Annotated in this window: 15 protein-coding genes, 2 tRNA genes and 1 pseudogene; 1 reads left to right on the top strand and 17 read right to left on the bottom strand. The window is 64.5% G+C overall.

The genetic code is table 11. From position 1 onward, the window contains the following. The first annotated feature begins 30 nt into the window (after positions 1-30). Positions 31-116: transfer RNA gene (locus IEV56_RS06830), tRNA-Leu, on the top strand. 34 nt (positions 117-150) lie between these two features. On the opposite strand, the gene IEV56_RS06825 is transcribed toward IEV56_RS06830, so the two are convergent. From IEV56_RS06825 to nuoH, 17 genes and pseudogenes are all read right to left on the bottom strand, one after another. After that, positions 151-738, bottom strand: a complete 588-nt coding sequence (locus tag IEV56_RS06825; protein WP_188449106.1) for a hypothetical protein — start codon at positions 736-738, stop codon at positions 151-153. A gap of 160 nt (positions 739-898) precedes the next feature. Next, on the bottom strand, positions 899-1,345 hold the full coding sequence (locus IEV56_RS06820; RefSeq protein WP_188449104.1) for a hypothetical protein: 447 nt from the start codon (positions 1,343-1,345) through the stop codon (positions 899-901). Between the two features lie 115 nt (positions 1,346-1,460). Then, positions 1,461-3,560, bottom strand: a complete 2,100-nt coding sequence (gene pnp, locus IEV56_RS06815) for a polyribonucleotide nucleotidyltransferase (RefSeq protein ID WP_188449102.1) — start codon at positions 3,558-3,560, stop codon at positions 1,461-1,463. A gap of 95 nt (positions 3,561-3,655) precedes the next feature. Next, positions 3,656-3,916, bottom strand: coding sequence for a 30S ribosomal protein S15 (gene rpsO, locus IEV56_RS06810; protein ID WP_188449100.1), 261 nt, complete (start codon positions 3,914-3,916; stop codon positions 3,656-3,658). A gap of 143 nt (positions 3,917-4,059) precedes the next feature. Beyond that, positions 4,060-4,995 carry a tRNA pseudouridine(55) synthase TruB gene (gene truB, locus IEV56_RS06805; RefSeq protein ID WP_188449091.1) on the bottom strand — a complete coding sequence of 312 codons (936 nt, stop codon included), beginning with the start codon at positions 4,993-4,995 and terminating at the stop codon, positions 4,060-4,062. A gap of 24 nt (positions 4,996-5,019) precedes the next feature. After that, positions 5,020-5,379, bottom strand: coding sequence for a 30S ribosome-binding factor RbfA (gene rbfA / locus IEV56_RS06800; protein ID WP_188449089.1), 360 nt, complete (start codon positions 5,377-5,379; stop codon positions 5,020-5,022). Then, positions 5,379-8,006, bottom strand: a pseudogene (gene infB / locus IEV56_RS06795) (translation initiation factor IF-2). The gene rbfA and the pseudogene infB overlap by 1 nt, the downstream one beginning before the upstream one ends. Before the next feature lie 57 nt (positions 8,007-8,063). After that, positions 8,064-9,572, bottom strand: coding sequence for a transcription termination factor NusA (gene nusA, locus IEV56_RS06790; RefSeq protein WP_188449085.1), 1,509 nt, complete (start codon positions 9,570-9,572; stop codon positions 8,064-8,066). 33 nt (positions 9,573-9,605) lie between these two features. After that, complete coding sequence (gene rimP / locus IEV56_RS06785) at positions 9,606-10,127, bottom strand: ribosome maturation factor RimP (RefSeq protein WP_188449381.1); 522 nt, start codon at positions 10,125-10,127, stop codon at positions 9,606-9,608. Between the two features lie 151 nt (positions 10,128-10,278). Beyond that, positions 10,279-10,355: transfer RNA gene (locus IEV56_RS06780), tRNA-Met, on the bottom strand. Between the two features lie 51 nt (positions 10,356-10,406). Next, positions 10,407-11,858, bottom strand: coding sequence for an NADH-quinone oxidoreductase subunit NuoN (nuoN, locus tag IEV56_RS06775; protein ID WP_188449083.1), 1,452 nt, complete (start codon positions 11,856-11,858; stop codon positions 10,407-10,409). A 10-nt stretch (positions 11,859-11,868) separates the two neighbouring features. Next, positions 11,869-13,383, bottom strand: coding sequence for an NADH-quinone oxidoreductase subunit M (locus IEV56_RS06770; RefSeq protein WP_188449082.1), 1,515 nt, complete (start codon positions 13,381-13,383; stop codon positions 11,869-11,871). A 19-nt stretch (positions 13,384-13,402) separates the two neighbouring features. Continuing rightward, positions 13,403-15,493, bottom strand: coding sequence for an NADH-quinone oxidoreductase subunit L (gene nuoL, locus IEV56_RS06765; protein WP_188449080.1), 2,091 nt, complete (start codon positions 15,491-15,493; stop codon positions 13,403-13,405). Positions 15,494-15,497: 4 nt separating this feature from the next. Further along, positions 15,498-15,803, bottom strand: a complete 306-nt coding sequence (gene nuoK / locus IEV56_RS06760) for an NADH-quinone oxidoreductase subunit NuoK (protein WP_188449078.1) — start codon at positions 15,801-15,803, stop codon at positions 15,498-15,500. After that, on the bottom strand, positions 15,800-16,447 hold the full coding sequence (locus IEV56_RS06755; protein ID WP_188449076.1) for an NADH-quinone oxidoreductase subunit J: 648 nt from the start codon (positions 16,445-16,447) through the stop codon (positions 15,800-15,802). The genes nuoK and IEV56_RS06755 overlap by 4 nt, the downstream gene beginning before the upstream one ends. A gap of 10 nt (positions 16,448-16,457) precedes the next feature. Further along, positions 16,458-16,946: an NADH-quinone oxidoreductase subunit NuoI gene (gene nuoI, locus IEV56_RS06750; RefSeq protein ID WP_188449074.1), complete on the bottom strand. Its 489-nt coding sequence runs from the start codon at positions 16,944-16,946 to the stop codon at positions 16,458-16,460. 7 nt (positions 16,947-16,953) lie between these two features. After that, complete coding sequence (gene nuoH, locus IEV56_RS06745; protein WP_188449379.1) at positions 16,954-17,982, bottom strand: NADH-quinone oxidoreductase subunit NuoH; 1,029 nt, start codon at positions 17,980-17,982, stop codon at positions 16,954-16,956. Positions 17,983-18,038 lie beyond the last annotated feature (56 nt).

The following is an 18,038-nucleotide window of genomic DNA, read 5'->3' as shown; positions in this document are numbered from 1 at the left end:
CCCGCGCTCGGGTATAATGGCCGAACACATGCCGGTGTGGCGGAATGGTAGACGCGGCGGACTCAAAATCCGCTTATGGTGACATAGTGTAGGTTCGAGTCCTATCACCGGTACCAATTAATAAAGACCCCTCGTTTCGAGGGGTTTTTACTAGCTCTGAAAATAATTTAAGTATTCTCTGGCAAGTTGATTGTTTAAACAGCTCTTCTCGTTTATTAAAGCATTTGCAGAGCTAGTTAATTGCAAAAACTCTGAGGACAACTCAGCTTTCTTAGCTGAATCATACGCTAAAGCAAAAAATTCAATTGCCTCAGTGCTACATTCTTCTTTATTTCTGTTTTTATCAGCAACCTTGTAATCAGCACTAGCTTTATAGTGGAAATATGCTCTGCTATATTTTTTTTCGTTATACAGGGATTTTGCCACCTCGGAGTGGCTTCTGGACATTAATTCATAATCGAGCATGCCATTAGAATCGATAAAAATAACGAATGCCATATATCTATCAGCTTTATCTAGCTGATTAGATTTTAAATATAGTTGCAGCAATTGATCTTTCCATAACCAATTTGCATGCTTCATATTTTCGTCTTCAGAAAGAATCAAATCTTGATAATATTTTTCAGCCTTATCAATCATTCCAGCCTGTAAATATTCTCTAGCATCGCGTTCTTTATCAAGATCAGACTTATTGCATCCCGCAAGAAAAAAACTCAACATTAAAATTAAGTATTTCATTGTATTATCCTTAGCTAAATCAAGTCGATGATCTTGTACTGCTAAAAATTTAATTATCGACTAAGGTCATGAGCTGACCATTATGTGACTGATTAACTTGTCCATTAAAATCGATAATACCGATTACCACCTTATAGTCCATAAGACTTTTTCTTATCTGTTATAGAAACCAGTTATACGGCCACCAGCCCCTGCCCGTCAGCGCGTAGCGGTCGGCGGCCTGCTCGAAGCGGTTGCTGTGGTGGATGCCGCCATGCAGGAAATACAGCGGCAGGAATAGCACGCCCAGCGCCATGTACTGGTACACGTGCGCGCGCTCGTGGCTGCCGATGCGCACGCACTCGTTGCCGCCGAACGCGGCGCAGTGGTAGGTCTTGGCGGATTCGTCCAGGCTTCGGCCAGTGTGCAGGATGACCTGCCCGAGCGTGAGCGCGCCGCGGCCGGGAAAGCGCACCTGCGAGAACAGCAGCGCGTGGTCCGAGAACGAGACGCGCGCGCCCAGCGCCAGCGCGCCGCAGCCCAGCACCAGACCGACTGCGGTCATCGGCAAGGCCCACAGGCTGCCAAGCGCGAACGCGGCGTAACGGAGTGCCGGATGCGTATCCATGCCCCGATTGTAGCCCGATTGAACCTTGGATCATTCGGATGTGCGCCCTAATGTTGTCGAAGGGCAACAAAAAAGCGGGCCGAAGCCCGCTTTTCCGTATGCCGGTGACAGCGGCTTATTCGGCCGCGTCTTCGTCCAGCGCCTTCATCGACAGGCGGATGCGGCCCTGCTTGTCGACTTCCAGCACCTTGACCTTGACGATGTCGCCTTCCTTGAGCTTGTCGGAGACCTTCTCGACGCGCTCGTTGGAGATCTGCGACACGTGCACCAGGCCGTCTTTGCCCGGGGCGATGGTCACGAACGCGCCGAAATCCATGATCTTGGCGACCTTGCCTTCGTAGATGCGGCCCGGCTCGACGTCCGAGGTGATCGACTCGATGCGCGCCTTGGCGGCTTCGGCGGCGGCGTTGTTGACCGAGGCGATGGTGATGGTGCCGTCGTCCTGGATGTCGATCTGGGTGCCGGTTTCCTTGGTGATGGCCTGGATCACCGAGCCGCCCTTGCCGATCACTTCGCGGATCTTGTCCGGGTGGATCTTGATGGTCATCAGGCGCGGGGCGTATTCCGACATTTCCGGACGCGGCGCCGACAGCACCTTGTTCATCTCGCCCAGGATGTGCAGGCGGCCGTGCTTGGCCTGGTCGAGGGCGATCTTCATGATCTCCTCGGTGATGCCTTCGATCTTGATGTCCATCTGCAGGGCGGAGATGCCCTTGTCGGAACCGGCGACCTTGAAGTCCATGTCGCCCAGGTGGTCTTCGTCACCCAGGATGTCGGACAGCACCACGAAGTCGCCGCCTTCCTTGACCAGACCCATGGCGATGCCGGCGACCGGCGCCTTCAGCGGGATGCCGGCGTCCATCATGGCCAGCGAGGAGCCGCAGACCGAGGCCATCGACGAGGAGCCGTTGGATTCGGTGATTTCCGACACGCAGCGGATGGTGTACGGGAATTCTTCCATGTTCGGCATCACGGCCTGCACGCCGCGCTTGGCCAGACGGCCGTGGCCGATCTCGCGGCGCTTCGGCGCGCCGAAACGGCCGCACTCGCCCACCGAATACGGCGGGAAGTTGTAGTGGAACATGAAGTTTTCTTTGTACTCGCCGGACACGGCGTCGATGATCTGGCCGTCGCGGGCGGTGCCGAGGGTGGCGACCACCAGGGCCTGGGTCTCGCCGCGGGTGAACAGGGCCGAGCCGTGGGTACGCGGCAGCACCGAGGTGCGCACGCTGATCGGACGCACGGTGTCCAGGTTGCGGCCGTCGATGCGGATCTTGGTCTTCAGCACGGACGCGCGCATGGTTTCGTATTCGAGCTCGCCGAATTCCTTGCCGAGGTCGGCGACCGGCCAGCCGTTGGCTTCGGCCTGCGGCTTCAGGCTTTCCAGCACCTCGGCCTTGATCTTGGCGATGGCGTCGCGGCGTTCCAGCTTCTCGCGGATGGCGAACGCGGCTTCCAGACGGGTGCCGACGGCGGCCTTCAGCGCGGCGATCATCGCCTCGTTCTTGGCTGGCGCCTGCCAGTCCCACTTCTGCACGCCGGCTTCGGCGGCCAGCTCGTTGATGGCGGTGATGGCGGCCTGCATTTCGCGGTGGCCGAACATCACGGCACCCAGCATCTGCTCTTCCGACAGCAGGGCGGCTTCCGATTCCACCATCAGCACCGCGTTGGCGGTACCGGCGACCACCAGCTCAAGCTGCGAGGTGGCCAGTTCGGCGGCGGTCGGGTTGAGGATGTACTGGCCGTTGGCGAAACCGACCTTGGCGGCGCCGATCGGGCCGTTGAACGGCGCGCCGGACAGGGCCAGGGCGGCGGAGGCGCCGATCAGGGCCGGGATGTCGCCGTCGACTTCCGGGTTCAGCGACATCACGGTGGCGATGATCTGCACTTCGTTGCGGAAACCTTCCGGGAACAGCGGACGGATCGGGCGATCGATCAGGCGGGAGATCAGGGTCTCCTTCTCGGTGGCGCGGCCTTCGCGCTTGAAGAAACCGCCCGGGATACGGCCGCCGGCGTAGAACTTCTCCTGGTAGTCGACGGTGAGCGGGAAGAAGTCCATGCCCTCGCGCGCGCTCTTGGCGGCGACAGCGGTGACCAGCACCACGGTGCCTTCGACGCTGACGATGACCGAGCCGCTGGCCTGGCGGGCGACTTCACCGGTTTCGATGCTGACCTGGTGCTTGCCGTATTGGAAGGTTTTCACGATTTTTGCCACTGTTCTATCCTCTTTGATTTCCGCGAGCCGGGCCACATGCCCGGCTTTGATGTACTGCAAAAAACAACGCGGCGCCTAAGCGCCGCGTCGGGTGGTTAGCGACGCAGACCCAAGCGTTGGATCAGGGCGCGGTACCGTTCACCGTCTTTCTTCTTCAGGTAGGCCAGCAGGCTGCGGCGCTGGTTGACCATGGTCAGCAGGCCGCGGCGGGAGTGGTGGTCCTTCTTGTGGGTCTTGAAGTGTTCGGACAGGTCTTCGATGCGGGCGGTGAGCAGGGCGACCTGGACTTCCGGCGAGCCGGTGTCGTTGGCGGTGCGCGCGTGCTCGGCGATGATCTTGTTGGTGTCGATGGACATGGTGTTTTCTCTGTTCGATGCGAATCCGGCAGAAGCGCGCCATTGCGCGACCGCGTGGACCGCCGGTTAAGGGAGCCTCGTCCGATTACGGCGCGAAGCCCGCGTATTATACCCGAAGCCGGCCCCGATGGGGGCCGCCGGCCTCAGTTGATGGCGGCCCAACGGAACAGGCGCTGCACGCGCACCAAGCCGTCCGGCCCGATGTGGACCAAGCCGAGGCTTCGGCCGCTTTCATCGCAAAGCTGAACGGGCTCGACGGTTTCCGCCGCCTCGGGCAGGCGCACCGGCTGGCCCATGCCCAGGCGCCGGGCCTGCTCGGCGTCCAACATCAGTTTCGGCACCGCGCGCAGGGCCTGCTCGACCGGTAGCACCGCCGCATCCAGCACCGCCTCGCCCAGCTCCGCCAACGCCTGCAGGGCCTCGATCGTCCACAGCGGCAGGTCCTGGAACGGCTCGACCCACAAGCGTCGCAGCGCCGTCACGTGCGCGCCGCAACCCAGGGCTTCGCCCAAGTCGCGCACCAGACTGCGGATGTAGGTGCCGGAACCGCAGGTCACCCGCAGACGCAGGGACTCCGGCCCGATATCCAGCAGCTCGATGGCGTGGATGCTGACCGGCCGCGCCTCAAGCTCGATGCTGTCACCGCGACGGGCCTTCACGTATAGCGGTTCGCCGCCTTGTTTGAGCGCCGAATAGATCGGAGGCACCTGCTGGATATCGCCGGTGAAGCGCGGCAGCAGGGCCATGATGTCGGCCGCGGTGAAGACCGGCACCGGACGCTCGCGCAGGATCTGGCCTTCGGCGTCGTCGGTGTCGGTGGTCGCGCCCAGCCGGGCCTCGACCTCGTAGGCCTTGTCGTTGCCGAGCAGGATGCCGGCCGCTTTGGTCGCCTCGCCCAGGCAGATCGGCAGCACGCCGGTGGCCAGCGGATCGAGCGCGCCGGTGTGTCCGGCCTTCTCGGCGCGCAGCAGGTTGCGCACCTTCTGCAGCGCCTGGTTCGAGCTCAGGCCCTGCGGCTTATCGAGCAGGATCAGGCCGTCGACGGGCCGGCGCGGGAAGGTGAATTGGGTTTTCTTCATGCCGAAAAAACCGCCCGGAGGCGGTCAGGTCTGTTCGGGTTTGGGCGCGTCGCGCAGCAGGCGGTCGATGCGCTCGCCGCGGTCGACGGAATCGTCGTAGTGGAAATGCAGCTCCGGCACATGCCGCATCTTGACCGCATGCGCCAGCTGGAAGCGCATCTCCGGCGCCAGTTCGTTCAGCGCCTTGACCGCCGCCCGCGAGGACTCCGGCAGCAGCGCGGTGACGAACACCTTGGCGTGCGCCATGTCGCGGGTCACTTCCACGTCGGAGACGCTGACCGACGGCAGACCGTGCTCGCGCACGCTGGCGTGCACGATCAGGCCCAGCTCCCGGCGGAGCTGGGCGGAGACGCGGTCGGTACGGTGGAAGCTCTTCTTCGCCATCAGAGGCTGCGCGCCACTTCGATTCGCTCGAAGCACTCGATCTGGTCGCCCGGCTTGACGTCGTTGTAGGCCTTCACCGCGATGCCGCATTCGGTGCCGCTGCGGACCTCGTCGACGTTGTCCTTGAAGCGGCGCAGCGATTCCAGCTCGCCCTCGAACACCACGGTGTTGTTGCGCAGTACGCGGATCGGCTTGTTGCGCTTGACCGTGCCTTCGACCACCAGCGAACCGGCGACGGCGCCGAACTTCGAGCTGCGGAACACGTCGCGCACCTCGGCGATGCCGATGATCTCCTCGCGGATCTCGACGCCCAACAGGCCGGAAGCGACCTGTTTGACCTGGTCGATGACGTCGTAGATGATCGAGAAGTAGCGCAGGTCGACGCCGTTGCTCTCGATGATCTTGCGGGCGCTGGCGTCGGCGCGGACGTTGAAGCCGATCACCACCGCCTTGGAGGCGGCCGCCAGGGTGGCGTCCGACTCGGTGATGCCGCCGACGCCGGAGGCGACGACGTTGATGCGGATCATCTCGTTCGACAGGCCGGTCAGCGATTCGCGCAGCGCCTGCACGGAGCCCTGCACATCGGCCTTCACCACCAGGTTGAGCACCTGCTGGCCTTGGCCGGCGCCCATCTGGGCGATGACGTCTTCCATGCGCGAGCCCGGCTGCTTGACCAGACGCGATTCGCGGTATTTGGTCTCGCGCTGCTGGGCCACTTCGCGTGCCAGGCGCTCGTCGGCCACCACCACGAAATCGTCGCCGGCGTCGGGCACGCCCGACAGACCGAGCACCTGCACCGGAATCGAGGGACCGGCGCTGTCGGTCTGCTTGCCGTTCTCGTCGAACAGCGCGCGCACGCGGCCGTACTGCAGGCCGCTGACCAGGTAATCGCCCTTCTTCAGGGTGCCTTCCTGCACCAGCACGGTGGCGACCGGGCCGCGGCCCTTGTCGAGCGCGGATTCGATGACCACGCCGGTGGCGCGGGCATCGACCGTGGCTTTCAGCTCCATCAGTTCGGCCTGGACCAGAATCGATTCCAGCAGGTTGTCGACGCCGTCGCCGGTCTTGGCCGATACCGGCACGAACTGGACGTCGCCGCCCCACTCCTCCGGCACCACTTCCAGCGCCACCAGGCCCTGCTTGACGTTGTCGGGGTTGGCCTCGGATTTGTCCATCTTGTTGATGGCGACGATCAGCGGCACCTTGGCGGCGCGCGCGTGGTTGACCGCTTCGACGGTCTGCGGCATCACGCCGTCGTCGGCCGCGACCACCAACACCACGATGTCGGTCAGTTTGGCGCCGCGGGCGCGCATCGAAGTGAACGCCGCGTGGCCGGGGGTGTCGAGGAAGCTGATCACGCCGCGCGGGGTCTCGACGTGATAGGCGCCGATGTGCTGGGTGATGCCGCCGGCTTCGCCGGTGGCGACCTTGGTGCGGCGGATGTAGTCCAACAGCGAGGTCTTGCCGTGGTCGACGTGGCCCATGATGGTGACCACCGGCGGACGCACGGTCTTGTCGCCCCGGACTTCGTCCAGATGCGCGACCAGCGCCAGTTCGGCGTCGTTGTCGTTGGCGCGCACGGCCTTATGGCCGAGCTCCTCGACCACCAGCACCGCGGTGTCGTGGTCGATGACCTGGTTGATGGTGACCATCATGCCCATCTTGAACAGCGCGCGCACCACGTCGGAGCCCTTCATCGCCAGCTTGTTGGCGAGCTCGGAGACCACGATCGAATCGCCGAGGGCGACTTCGCGGGTGATCGGCGCGGTCGGACGCGAGAAGCCGTGCTGGCCGGAGGCGGTACGCGAGGCTTCCATCGGCTTGGCGCGCGGCTTCTTCTTGGCGCCGGCGCGGCGCTCGCGCTCGGCCGCGGTCAGGTGCAGCTGGCCGCTGATGTTCTGCAGACCGGACTCGTCGTCGATGTCGTTGTCGACCATGGCGTGCGAGCCGCGCACCTTGTGCTTGGCGGCCGGCGCGCGGACCGGCGCCTTGTCCTTGACGGCCTTGGCCGGTTCGTGGCGGATGGCCTCGGTCTTGTGCGGCTTGTGGCCGTGCTTCTCGTCGCGTTCGCGGCGCGACTCGTGGCCGGCGTCGGCGGCGGTTTTGCCGGCGACCTCGACGGCGGTGCGGGCCTTCTCCTCCGCTTCCCGGGCCAGACGTTCCTTCTCCGCCTTCTCGGCCTCGATCTGTTCGCGGCGGGCGCGGTCGAGCTCGCTCAGGCGCGCCTGTTCTTCGGCGTTGCGGGATTTGGATTCCTCGAGCTTGCGCAGCACTTCCTCGCGCTCGCTGGAGACCGGCGCCTCGACGTCGTCGCGCTTGACGTAGGTGCGCTTCTGGCGCACTTCCACGGCGACCGTGGTCTTGGCTTTGCCGGAACCGGCGACCGTCAGCTCTTCGGTCTTGCGGCGCGCGATGGTGATCTTCTTCGGCGCGCCGGCGGCCTCGGCCGGCGCTTCGGCCTTGCCGTGCGCGCGGCGCAGGAAGCCGAGCAGTTTGATCTTCTCGGTGCTGCTGACGACCTGATCGGGGCCGGAAAACTCCATGCCGGCGTCGGCCAGCTGCTTGAGCAGCTTGTCGACCGGGAGTCCCACGATTTTTGCCAACGATCCTACGGTTACTTCTGACATGGATGTGTCAATCCTTCAAATTTGTGATGCAACATGCGGCGCGGATATACGTGCCGCTCAGCCGTTCAGCTGTTCCAAGCGGGCGATTTCGGCGGCGCGGGCCGCCAGGATGAGGGCCGAGGCCTGTTCGATGCCCATGTCCTCGATGTCGGAGATCTCGTCGGCGGCCAGTTCGGCCAAGTCGTCGCGGGTGGAGACGCCGCGCTCGGCCAACGCGTAGGCGACCGATTCGGTCATGCCGTCCAGCGACAGCAGGTCGTCGGCCGGCTTGTGTTCCTCGATCTCCTCTTCCGCGGCCAAGGCCTCGTTCAGCAGGGCGTCGCGGGCGCGGGCGCGCAGTTCCTCGACGATGTCCTCGTCGAAGCCGTCGATCGCCAGCAGCTCGGCGGCCGGCACATAGGCGATTTCCTCGACCGTGCCGAAACCTTCGCCGACCAGGATGCCGGCGATCTCTTCGTCGACCTCCAGCTTGTCGACGAACACCGCGCGGGCGGCGGCCTGCTCGGCCTCGCTCTTGGCGGCGACCTGGTCCTGGGTCATCACGTTCAGCTGCCAACCGGTCAGGCGGCTGGCCAGGCGCACGTTCTGGCCGCCCTTGCCGATGGCCTGGGCCAGTTTGTCCTCGGCCACCGCGATGTCCATCGAATGCTTCTCTTCATCGACGATGATCGACTGCACTTCCGCCGGCGCCATGGCGTTGATCACGAACTGGGCCGGGTTGTCGGACCACAGCACGATGTCGACGCGTTCGCCGTTGAGCTCGTTCGACACCGCCTGCACGCGCGAACCGCGCATGCCGATGCAGGCGCCGATCGGATCGGTGCGATGGTCGTGAGCCAGCACGGCGATCTTGGCGCGGTCGCCCGGATCGCGGGCGGCGCCCTTGATCTCGACCAGGCCCTGGCCGACTTCCGGCACTTCCAGGCGGAACAGCTCGATCATGAATTCCGGCGCCACGCGCGAGATTACCAGCTGCGGACCGCGGGTCTCGGCACGGGTCTCGGCCAGATAACCGCGCACGCGGTCGCCCGGGCGCAGCACGTCACGCGGGATGGATTTGTCTTTCGGGATGATCGCTTCGGCGTTGCCGCCGAGGTCGACGTAGACGTTGCCGCGCTCGGCGCGCTTGACCACGCCGTTGACCAGCTCGCCGACGCGGTCGTTCCACTGCTCCAGCACCAGCGCGCGTTCGGCTTCGCGCACGCGCTGCACGATAACCTGCTTGGCGGCCTGGGCCGAGATGCGGCCGAACTCCGGGTTCTCGACCTGCTGCTCGATGAAGTCGCCGACCTGCGCGTCCGGATCCTCGTCGACGGCGTCCATCAGGCGGATCATGCGGTCCGGGGACTCCATGACTACGTCGTCGGCCACCACTTCCCAGCGGCGGAAGGTCTCGTAGGTGCCGTCCTTGGGATTGATGGCGACGCGGATGGACACGTCTTCGTCGTGGTAGCGCTTCTTGGCGGCGGAGGCCAAGGCCGATTCCATCGCCTGGATTATCACGCCGCGGTCGACGCCCTTCTCGTTCGCCACCGCTTCCATGACCAACAACAGTTCTTTGCTCACAATGAAACTCCGTATCCGTCGGCTGTGCCGAGATTATCGCTTATCGGGCGCAGGCTTCCTGCGTCCGCCTTTGGGTGCCGCGACCAGACCGAGGGCGACCAGATCGGGCACCAGCCTGGCTTTGTCCACGTTGCCGATGGCGACGCTGAATTCGCGGCCGTCGACGTCCAGTATTACGTTGCCGTCGGTCACCGCCCGGACCCGGCCCTGCAGGCGGCGGCGGCCGTCCTGCGGCAGGTTCAGGCTGACCTTGACCAGTTCGCCCATCTGCGCGGCGAAATGCGCCAACGTGAACAGCGGCCGGTCGATGCCAGGCGAGGACACCTCGAGGGTGTACTGCGAGGCAATCGGGTCGTTCACGTCCAGATTGGCCGAGACCTCGCGGCTGACCGCTTCGCAGTCCTCGATACCGACCGGACGGCCGGGCGCGTCGATGTACAGGCGCACCAAGGCGTTACCGACCGCCGGCGAGAACTCGATGCCGAGCAGTTCGAGACCGAGGCTGTGCACGGTCGGGGCCAACAATTCCATCAATTCCAGTGCTTTACCGGTCATTGCCATGATGCCGACTCCTCGCGCCGGGTGATTTCCGCTAACAAAAAAGGGCCTGACGGCCCTTTTCCGGTACTTCCTAGATCCGGCGTCCGAAGCCGTACCGCACTCCGGACAAGCCATGCAACCGGCCGGAGCCACTTGCTTGAATAACTGGTAGCGGGGGCAGGATTTGAACCTACGACCTTCGGGTTATGAGCCCGACGAGCTGCCAGACTGCTCCACCCCGCATCAGCGAATGGCCATTATAGCGGACTTCCCCGCCGGCGCGCAAGTGTTCCGTCAGGCCGCCGGGAACGCCCGCAGGCACCACGACAGGATGCCGTTGGAGAACACGCCGAGCACCAACAGCGCCGCGGCGTTGACCGCGAACGCGGCGCGCAGGTGGCCGTCGGCGTTGACCTCGGCGGACTCGGTTTCGGACTTGTCGAAGAACATGGCGCGGATCAATTTCAGGTAGTAGAAGGCGCCGATCACCGCGCAGACCACGGCCAGGATCGCCAGCGACTGGTAACCGCCCTGCAGCGCGGCCACGATCACCTGCAGCTTCGCGAAGAAACCCAGGAACGGCGGGATGCCGGCCAAGGACGCGACCACGAACAGGATCAGGAACGCGAAACCCGGGCTCTTGGCCCACAGGCCGCGGAAGTCGTCGATGGCGTCGGCGTCGAAGCCGGCGCGGCTGAGCAGGATCAGCGAGCCGAACGCCGCGACCGCGGTGACCGCGTAGCTGATGGCGTAGAACATCGCGGCGGCATAGCCGGCGTTGTCGGCCGACAGCAGGCCGAGCAGCAGGAAGCCGACGTGCGAGATGGTGGAGTACGCCAGCAGGCGCTTGAAGCTCGACTGCACCAACGCCATCAGGTTGCCGAGCACCAGCGATACCGCCGACAGGCCGGCCACCAGCGGCACCCAATCGGCCGCCGCGCCGCCGGCGGCGGTCTCCAGCAGACGGTAGGCCATGGCGAACACGGCGATCTTCGGCGCCGAGGCGATGAACGCGGTGACCGCGGTGGAGGCGCCCTGATAGACGTCCGGCAGCCACATGTGGAACGGCGCCGCGCCCAGCTTGAAGGCGATGCCGGCCAGCACGAACACCACGCCGAGCTTGAACATCATCGGCGAGGCGGTCTGCGCCGAGCCGGCCAGGATGGCGTCGAACTGCAGGCTGCCGGTGGCGCCGTACAGCATCGACATGCCGTACAGCAGCAGACCGGAGGCCATCGAGCCGAGCACGAAATACTTCATCGCCGCTTCCGACACGGTCGGATTGTCGCGGTCGAAGCCGACCAGGCCGTAGGAGCTCAGCGCCAGCAGTTCCAGGCCGAGGTACAGCACGGTCAGATTGCCGGCGGAGATCATCAGGCCCATGCCCAGCACCGAGAACAGGCAGAGTACGTAATATTCGCCCTTGAACAGGCCGCGCTCGGCCAGGTACGGCTTGGCGTACACGAAGCCGAACGCGGTCACCGCATACACCGCGATCTTCATCACGTCGCCGGCGACGTCGCGCACGAACATGCCGCCGAAGGCGGTCACCGCGCCGGCGGCCATGTCGCGCACGGTCAGCAGCACGGCCGCGGCCAGCACCGCGATGGCCAGGAAATGGATCAGCGCCCGGCGCTTGGCGTCGATGAACAGGTCGGCCATCAGCAGGGCGAAGGCCGCGCCGCACAGGAACAGCTCCGGCAGGATGGTGTGCAGGTCCGCGGGGGAGAACGAAATCGGGATCATGTGCGGGTCCTCACAACTTGGTTTGCACGAGGTGTTCGACCAGGGCCGCGATCGGCGCGTCCATCAGGTCGACCAGCGGTTTCGGGTACACGCCCAGCGCCAGCACGCCGACGGCGAACAGACCGAGCATCCAGGCCTCGCGGGCGTTGATGTCCTGCAGCTCGGCGACATGGCGGTTGCCGATATCGCCGAAGATCACGCGCTTCACCATCCACAGCGTGTAGGCGGCGCCCAGGATCAGGGTCAGCGCGGCGAAGAAGGCGATCAGCGGGTGCGACTGGAAGCTGGCGATGATGACCATGAACTCGCCGACGAAGCCGCTGGTGCCCGGCAGGCCGGCGTTGGCCATGGCGAACAGCACGAAGAAGCCGGCGAACCACGGCATGGTGTTGATCACGCCGCCGTAGTCCTTGATCATCCGGCTGTGCATGCGGTCGTACAGCACGCCGATGCAGCTGAACATGGCGCCGGAGATGAAGCCGTGCGAGACCATCTGCACCATGCCGCCCTGCAGGCTGAGGCGCGCGCCTTCCAGGTTGCCGTCCTCGCGCACCATCGCCAGCACGATGAAGGTGGCCAAGGTGACGAAGCCCATGTGTGCGATCGAGGAATACGCGACCAGCTTCTTCATGTCCTCCTGTACCAGCGCGACCAGACCGATGTAGACCACGGCGATCAGCGACAGCGCGATGACCAGCCAGGCCCACTCCTGCGAGGCGTCCGGCACGATCGGCAGGCTGAAGCGCAGGAAGCCGTAGCCGCCGATCTTCAGCATGATCGCGGCCAGGATCACCGAGCCGCCGGTCGGCGCCTCGACGTGCGCGTCCGGAAGCCAGGTATGCACCGGCACCATCGGCACCTTGACCGCGAACGCGGCCAGGAACGCGAAGAACAGCCACATCTGTTCGGTGGCGTTCAGCGGCAGCTGCGCCCAGTCGGCCAACGCGAAGCTGCCCGACTTCAGGTACAGGTACACCAGGCCGATCAGCATGAACACCGAACCGAGGAAGGTGTACAGGAAGAACTTGACGCTGGCGTAGATCCGGCGCGGGCCGCCCCAGATGCCGATGATGATGAACATCGGGATCAGCATGCCTTCGAAGAAGATGTAGAACAGCACGGCGTCGAGCGCGCAGAACACGCCGACCATCAGGCCCTCCAGCACCAGCATGGCGGCGAAGTACTGGTGCGCGCGGTTGTCGATCGAGCTCCAGGAACCCAGCAGCACCAGCACGGTGGTGAACGTGGTCAGGATGATCAGCGCCACCGAGATGCCGTCGACGCCCAGGTGGTAGTTGATGTTGAAGCCCGGCAGCCACGGCAGCAGCTCGGTGAACTGCATCGCCGAGGAGCTCTGGTCGAGCCCGGTGTACAGCTGCAGGCTGAGCAGGAAGGTGGCGATGGTCACCGCGAAGGCCAACACCTTGGCGCCGCCGGTGCGGCGGTCGCCGAGCAGGAAGGTGAGCAGGCCGCCGAGGATCGGCAGCCAGATAAGGGTACTGAGGAGCGGCAGTTGGAAGCCCATGCGGAATGTCCTTGAAGCGTTATAGGGCGAACAGGCGGGCGACCGCGGCCAGGAGTACGATCAGGCCGAGGATCATCGCGAACGCATAGGTGGTCAGGCGGCCGGTCTGCATGCCGCGGACGGCGCGCGAGACGTGACCGACCAGGTTGGCCGTGCCGTTCACCAGCACGCCGTCGATCAGCCCGGCGTCGATGTACTTCCAGGCGCGCTTGCCGAGCGCGATGCCGCCGCCGGCGAAGCCCTTGATCCACAGGTCGTCGAAGCCGTACTTGTTCTCCAGCACGCGGATCGGCAGCGCGAACAGGCGGCTGGCGCGTTCGGCGACCTTGATGTTGAACAGGTAGATGTAGGTCGCCAGGGCGAAACCGCCGAAAGCCAGCCAGAATGCCGGCATCTGCATGCCGTGCAGGGCGAACGCGACCGGACCGTGGAACTCCTCGCCCAGCGCGCCGATCACGTCGTTGCGCGGCAACACCTCGATGGCGCCGGTGAAGAAACCGCCGAACAGCATCGGGCCGACGGTGAAGAAGCCGATGAAGATGGACGGAATCGCCAGCAGCACCAGCGGCACGGTCACCACCAGCGGCGACTCGTGCGGCAGGCCGCCGTGGTGGCCGTGGTCGTCATGGTTTTCGTTGCCGTGCGTCTCGTGCGGCTCGGCGTGGTGTTCCGCCGCATGCGTATCGAAACGCTCCTTGCCGTGGAAGGTCAGGTACAGCAGTCGGAAAGAATAGAAACTGGTCACGAACACGCCGAGCAGCACCGCCCAGTAGGCGTAGGTGTTGATCCAATGGCCGCTCTGGGTGGCGAAATGCGCGGCCTCGATGATGGTGTCCTTCGAATAGAAGCCGGACAGGAACGGGGTGCCGACTAGCGCCAGGGTGCCGATCAGGCTGGTCCAGTAGGTGACCGGCATGTACTTGCGCAGGCCGCCCATCTTGCGCATATCCTGCTCGTGGTGCATGCCGATGATGACCGAGCCGGCGGCGAGGAACAGCAGGGCCTTGAAGAAGGCGTGCGTCATCAGGTGGTAGACCGCGCCCGAATAGGCGGACACGCCGAGCGCGACCGTCATGTAGCCGAGCTGCGACAGCGTCGAGTACGCCACCACGCGCTTGATGTCGTTCTGGATGATGCCGATCAGGCCGGTGAACAGCGCCGTGGTCGCGCCGATGAACAGCACGAAATGCAGCGCGGTCGGGCTCAGCTCGAACACCGGCGACATGCGCGCGACCATGAAGATGCCGGCGGTGACCATGGTGGCGGCGTGGATCAGCGCCGAAATCGGGGTCGGGCCTTCCATCGAATCCGGCAGCCAGACGTGCAGCGGCACCTGGGCCGACTTGCCCATGGCGCCGATGAACAGGCAGACGGCGATGAAGGTGACCGCGGACACTTCCCAGGCGCCGAACTGCATGCCCCACAGGCCGAAGGCCGGCACCAGCTCGATCGCGGCCTGGGTCACGCCCTGCACGCGCGCGAAGGCCTCGGCGTAGTCCAGGGTGCCGGTGTAGTACACCACGCCGCAGATGCCGAGCAGGAAGCCGAAATCGCCGACGCGGTTGACCAGGAACGCCTTCAGGTTGGCGAAGATGGCGGTCGGCCGCTTGTACCAGAAGCCGATCAGCAGGTACGAGACCAGGCCGACCGCTTCCCAGCCGAAGAACAGCTGCAGGAAGTTGTTGCTCATCACCAGCATCAGCATCGAGAAGGTGAACAGCGAGATGTAGCTGAAGAAGCGCTGGTAGCCCGGGTCTTCGTGCATGTAGCCGATGGTGTACACGTGCACCAGCAGCGACACGAAGGTGACCACCACCATCATCATCGCGGTCAGGCGGTCGACCATGAAGCCGACGTGCGCCGAGAACTTCCCGGATTCGAAGAAGGTGTAGACGTTCTGGTTGAACGGCAGCGCGCCCTCGTAGATGAACTGGCCGAGCACGTAGAACGACAGCGCGCAGCTCAGCAGCACCAGCGCGATGGTGGCGGTATGCGCGCCGGCGCGGCCGATCCGGCGGCCGAACAGGCCGGCCAGGATGGCGCCCAGCAGCGGCGCGAGCGCGATGGTGAGCAGGATCGGCAGGGACAATTGGGTGGTTTCGGTCAGCATCGCATCAGCCTTTCAGGGAGTCCAGCTCGGCCACGTTGATGGTGCGCCGGCTGCGGAACAGGGTGACCAGGATCGCCAGGCCGATGGCGGCCTCGGCGGCGGCCACGGTCAGGATGAAGAACACGAAGACCTGGCCGTCGACGTTGCCGAGGAAACGCGAGAAGGCCACGAAGTTGACGTTCACCGACAGCAGCATCAGTTCGATGCACATCAGCAGCAGGATCACGTTCTTGCGGTTGATGATGATGCCGGCGATGCTCAGCGCGAACAGGATGGCGCCGAAGGTCAGGTAGTGCTCGAGCGTGATCATTTGGCCTCCGGGGTTTCGTCTGCGGCGTTGCCGGCCGCCGCCATCTTGACCAGGCGGACGCGGTCGGCCTTGCGCACCAGCACCTGCTGGGCGGGATCCTGGTGCTTGGTGCCTTCGCGGCGGCGCAGGGTCAGCAGCACCGCGACCACGATGGCCACGGTCAGGATCACCGCGGCGACCTCGAACGGCAGCATGTAGCGGCTGAACAGGGCGGTGGCGATCCAGTGCAGGTTGCTGTCGTAGCCGGCCATCTGCGTTTCGTAGGCGGCGGCGCCGGCGGCGGAAGCGAGCGCGGAATCGGCATTGCCGACGCCGACCAGCACCAGGATCTCGGCCAGCATCACCGCGGCCACCGCGATGGCGACCGGGAAGTGCTTGATGAAGCCCTCGCGTTTCGGCACCGAGTGCACGTCCAGCATCATCACCACGAACAGGAACAGGATCATCACTGCGCCGATGTACACCAGCACCAGCACGATGCCGAGGAACTCGGCCTGCAGCAGCAGCCACAGGCAGGCGGTCGAGAAGAAGGTCAGCACCAGGCTCAGCACCGAGTGCACCGGGTTCTTGAAGCTGATCACGGCGGCGGCCGAAGACAGGGCCACCGCGGCGAACAGGTAAAACGCGATCAATTCAAAGCTCACTCGCCCTCTCCTATCGGTAGGCCGCGTCGGCCTGGCGGCGTTCGGCGATCTCGGCTTCGAAGCGGTCGCCGATCGCCAGCAGCTGCGGCTTGGTGACCACGTTCTCGCCGCGGTTCTCGAAATGGTATTCGTGGATGTGGGTCTCGACGATCGAGTCGACCGGGCAGCTCTCCTCGCAGAAGCCGCAGAAGATGCACTTGAACAGGTCGATGTCGTAGCGCGTGGTGCGGCGCTGGCCGTCCTCGCGCGGGGCCGAGTCGATGGTGATCGCCAGCGCCGGGCACACCGCCTCGCACAGCTTGCAGGCGATGCAGCGCTCTTCGCCGTTCGGGTAGCGGCGCAGCGCGTGCAGGCCGCGGAAGCGGTTCGACTGCGGCAGCTTCTCGAACGGGTAGTTGACGTTGTACTTCGGCTTGAACATGTAGGTCAGCGTCAGCCAGAGCCCCTGCAGGAACTCGACCAGCATCAGGCTTTTCAGGTAATTGAACAGTCGGATCATATCGGCCTCATGCTCCCAGGACGAACCAGTTGTTGTAGGCCGCCACCGCGGTGAAGAAGATCCAGGCGATGGTGATCGGAATGAACACCTTCCAGCCCAGACGCATGATCTGGTCGTAGCGGTAGCGCGGGAAGCTGGCGCGGAACCAGACGAAGCAGAACGCGAAGAACAGCGCCTTGGCGAACAGCCACCACGGACCGGACGCGGCCAGGACGCCGAGCGCGGAATCCGCCGCGATCCAGCCCTGCAGCGGCGACAGCCAACCGCCGAGGAACAGCAGCGAGGTCAGGAAGCTGACCAGGATCATGTTGGCGTATTCGGCCAGGAAGAAGATCGCGAAGGCCGAACCGGAATACTCGACGTGGAAGCCGGCCACGATCTCGGACTCGCCTTCGGCGACGTCGAACGGCGCCCGGTTGGTCTCGGCGGTGCCGGAGATGAAGTACACCAGGAACAGCGGGAACAGCGGGATGAAGAACCATTCCAGGAAGCCGGCGTCGCCGGCCTGGGCGTTGACGATGGCGGTCAGGTTCATGCTGCCCGCGGCCACCAGCACGCCGACCAAGGCGAAGCCCATGGCGATCTCGTAGCTGATCACCTGCGAGGCGGCGCGCAGGGCACCCATCACCGCGTACTTGGAGTTCGAGGCCCAGCCGCCGAGGATGATGCCGTACACGCCCATCGAGGTCAGCGCCAGCAGCATCAGGATGCCGGCGTTGATGTCGGCCAGCACCAGCGGGCCGGTGTCGGTCTCGCCGAACGGGATCAGCGCCCAGGCCGCGAAAGCCGGCGCCAGCGCCAGCAGCGGCGCCAGGCGGTACAGGAACGGACTGGCCTTGTCGGGCGTGATCAGTTCCTTGAACAGCATCTTGAACACGTCGGCGAAGGCCTGGATGACGCCGATGCCGAACACGCCGCCGACGTACTGCGGCCCTTGGCGGACGTGCATCCAGCCGATGACCTTGCGCTCGAACAGGGTGTAGAACGCCACGGCAATGATCAGCGGCAACATGATCACCAGGATCTTGAGCAGCATCCAGGCCAAGTCGCCGGCCAGACCGAACTGCAACAGGGGTTCGCGGATGAGATCGA

The organism is Arenimonas maotaiensis (assembly GCF_014638745.1).
Lineage (GTDB): Bacteria > Pseudomonadota > Gammaproteobacteria > Xanthomonadales > Xanthomonadaceae > Arenimonas > Arenimonas maotaiensis.
This window is presented reverse-complemented; position numbering and strand designations above follow the sequence as displayed.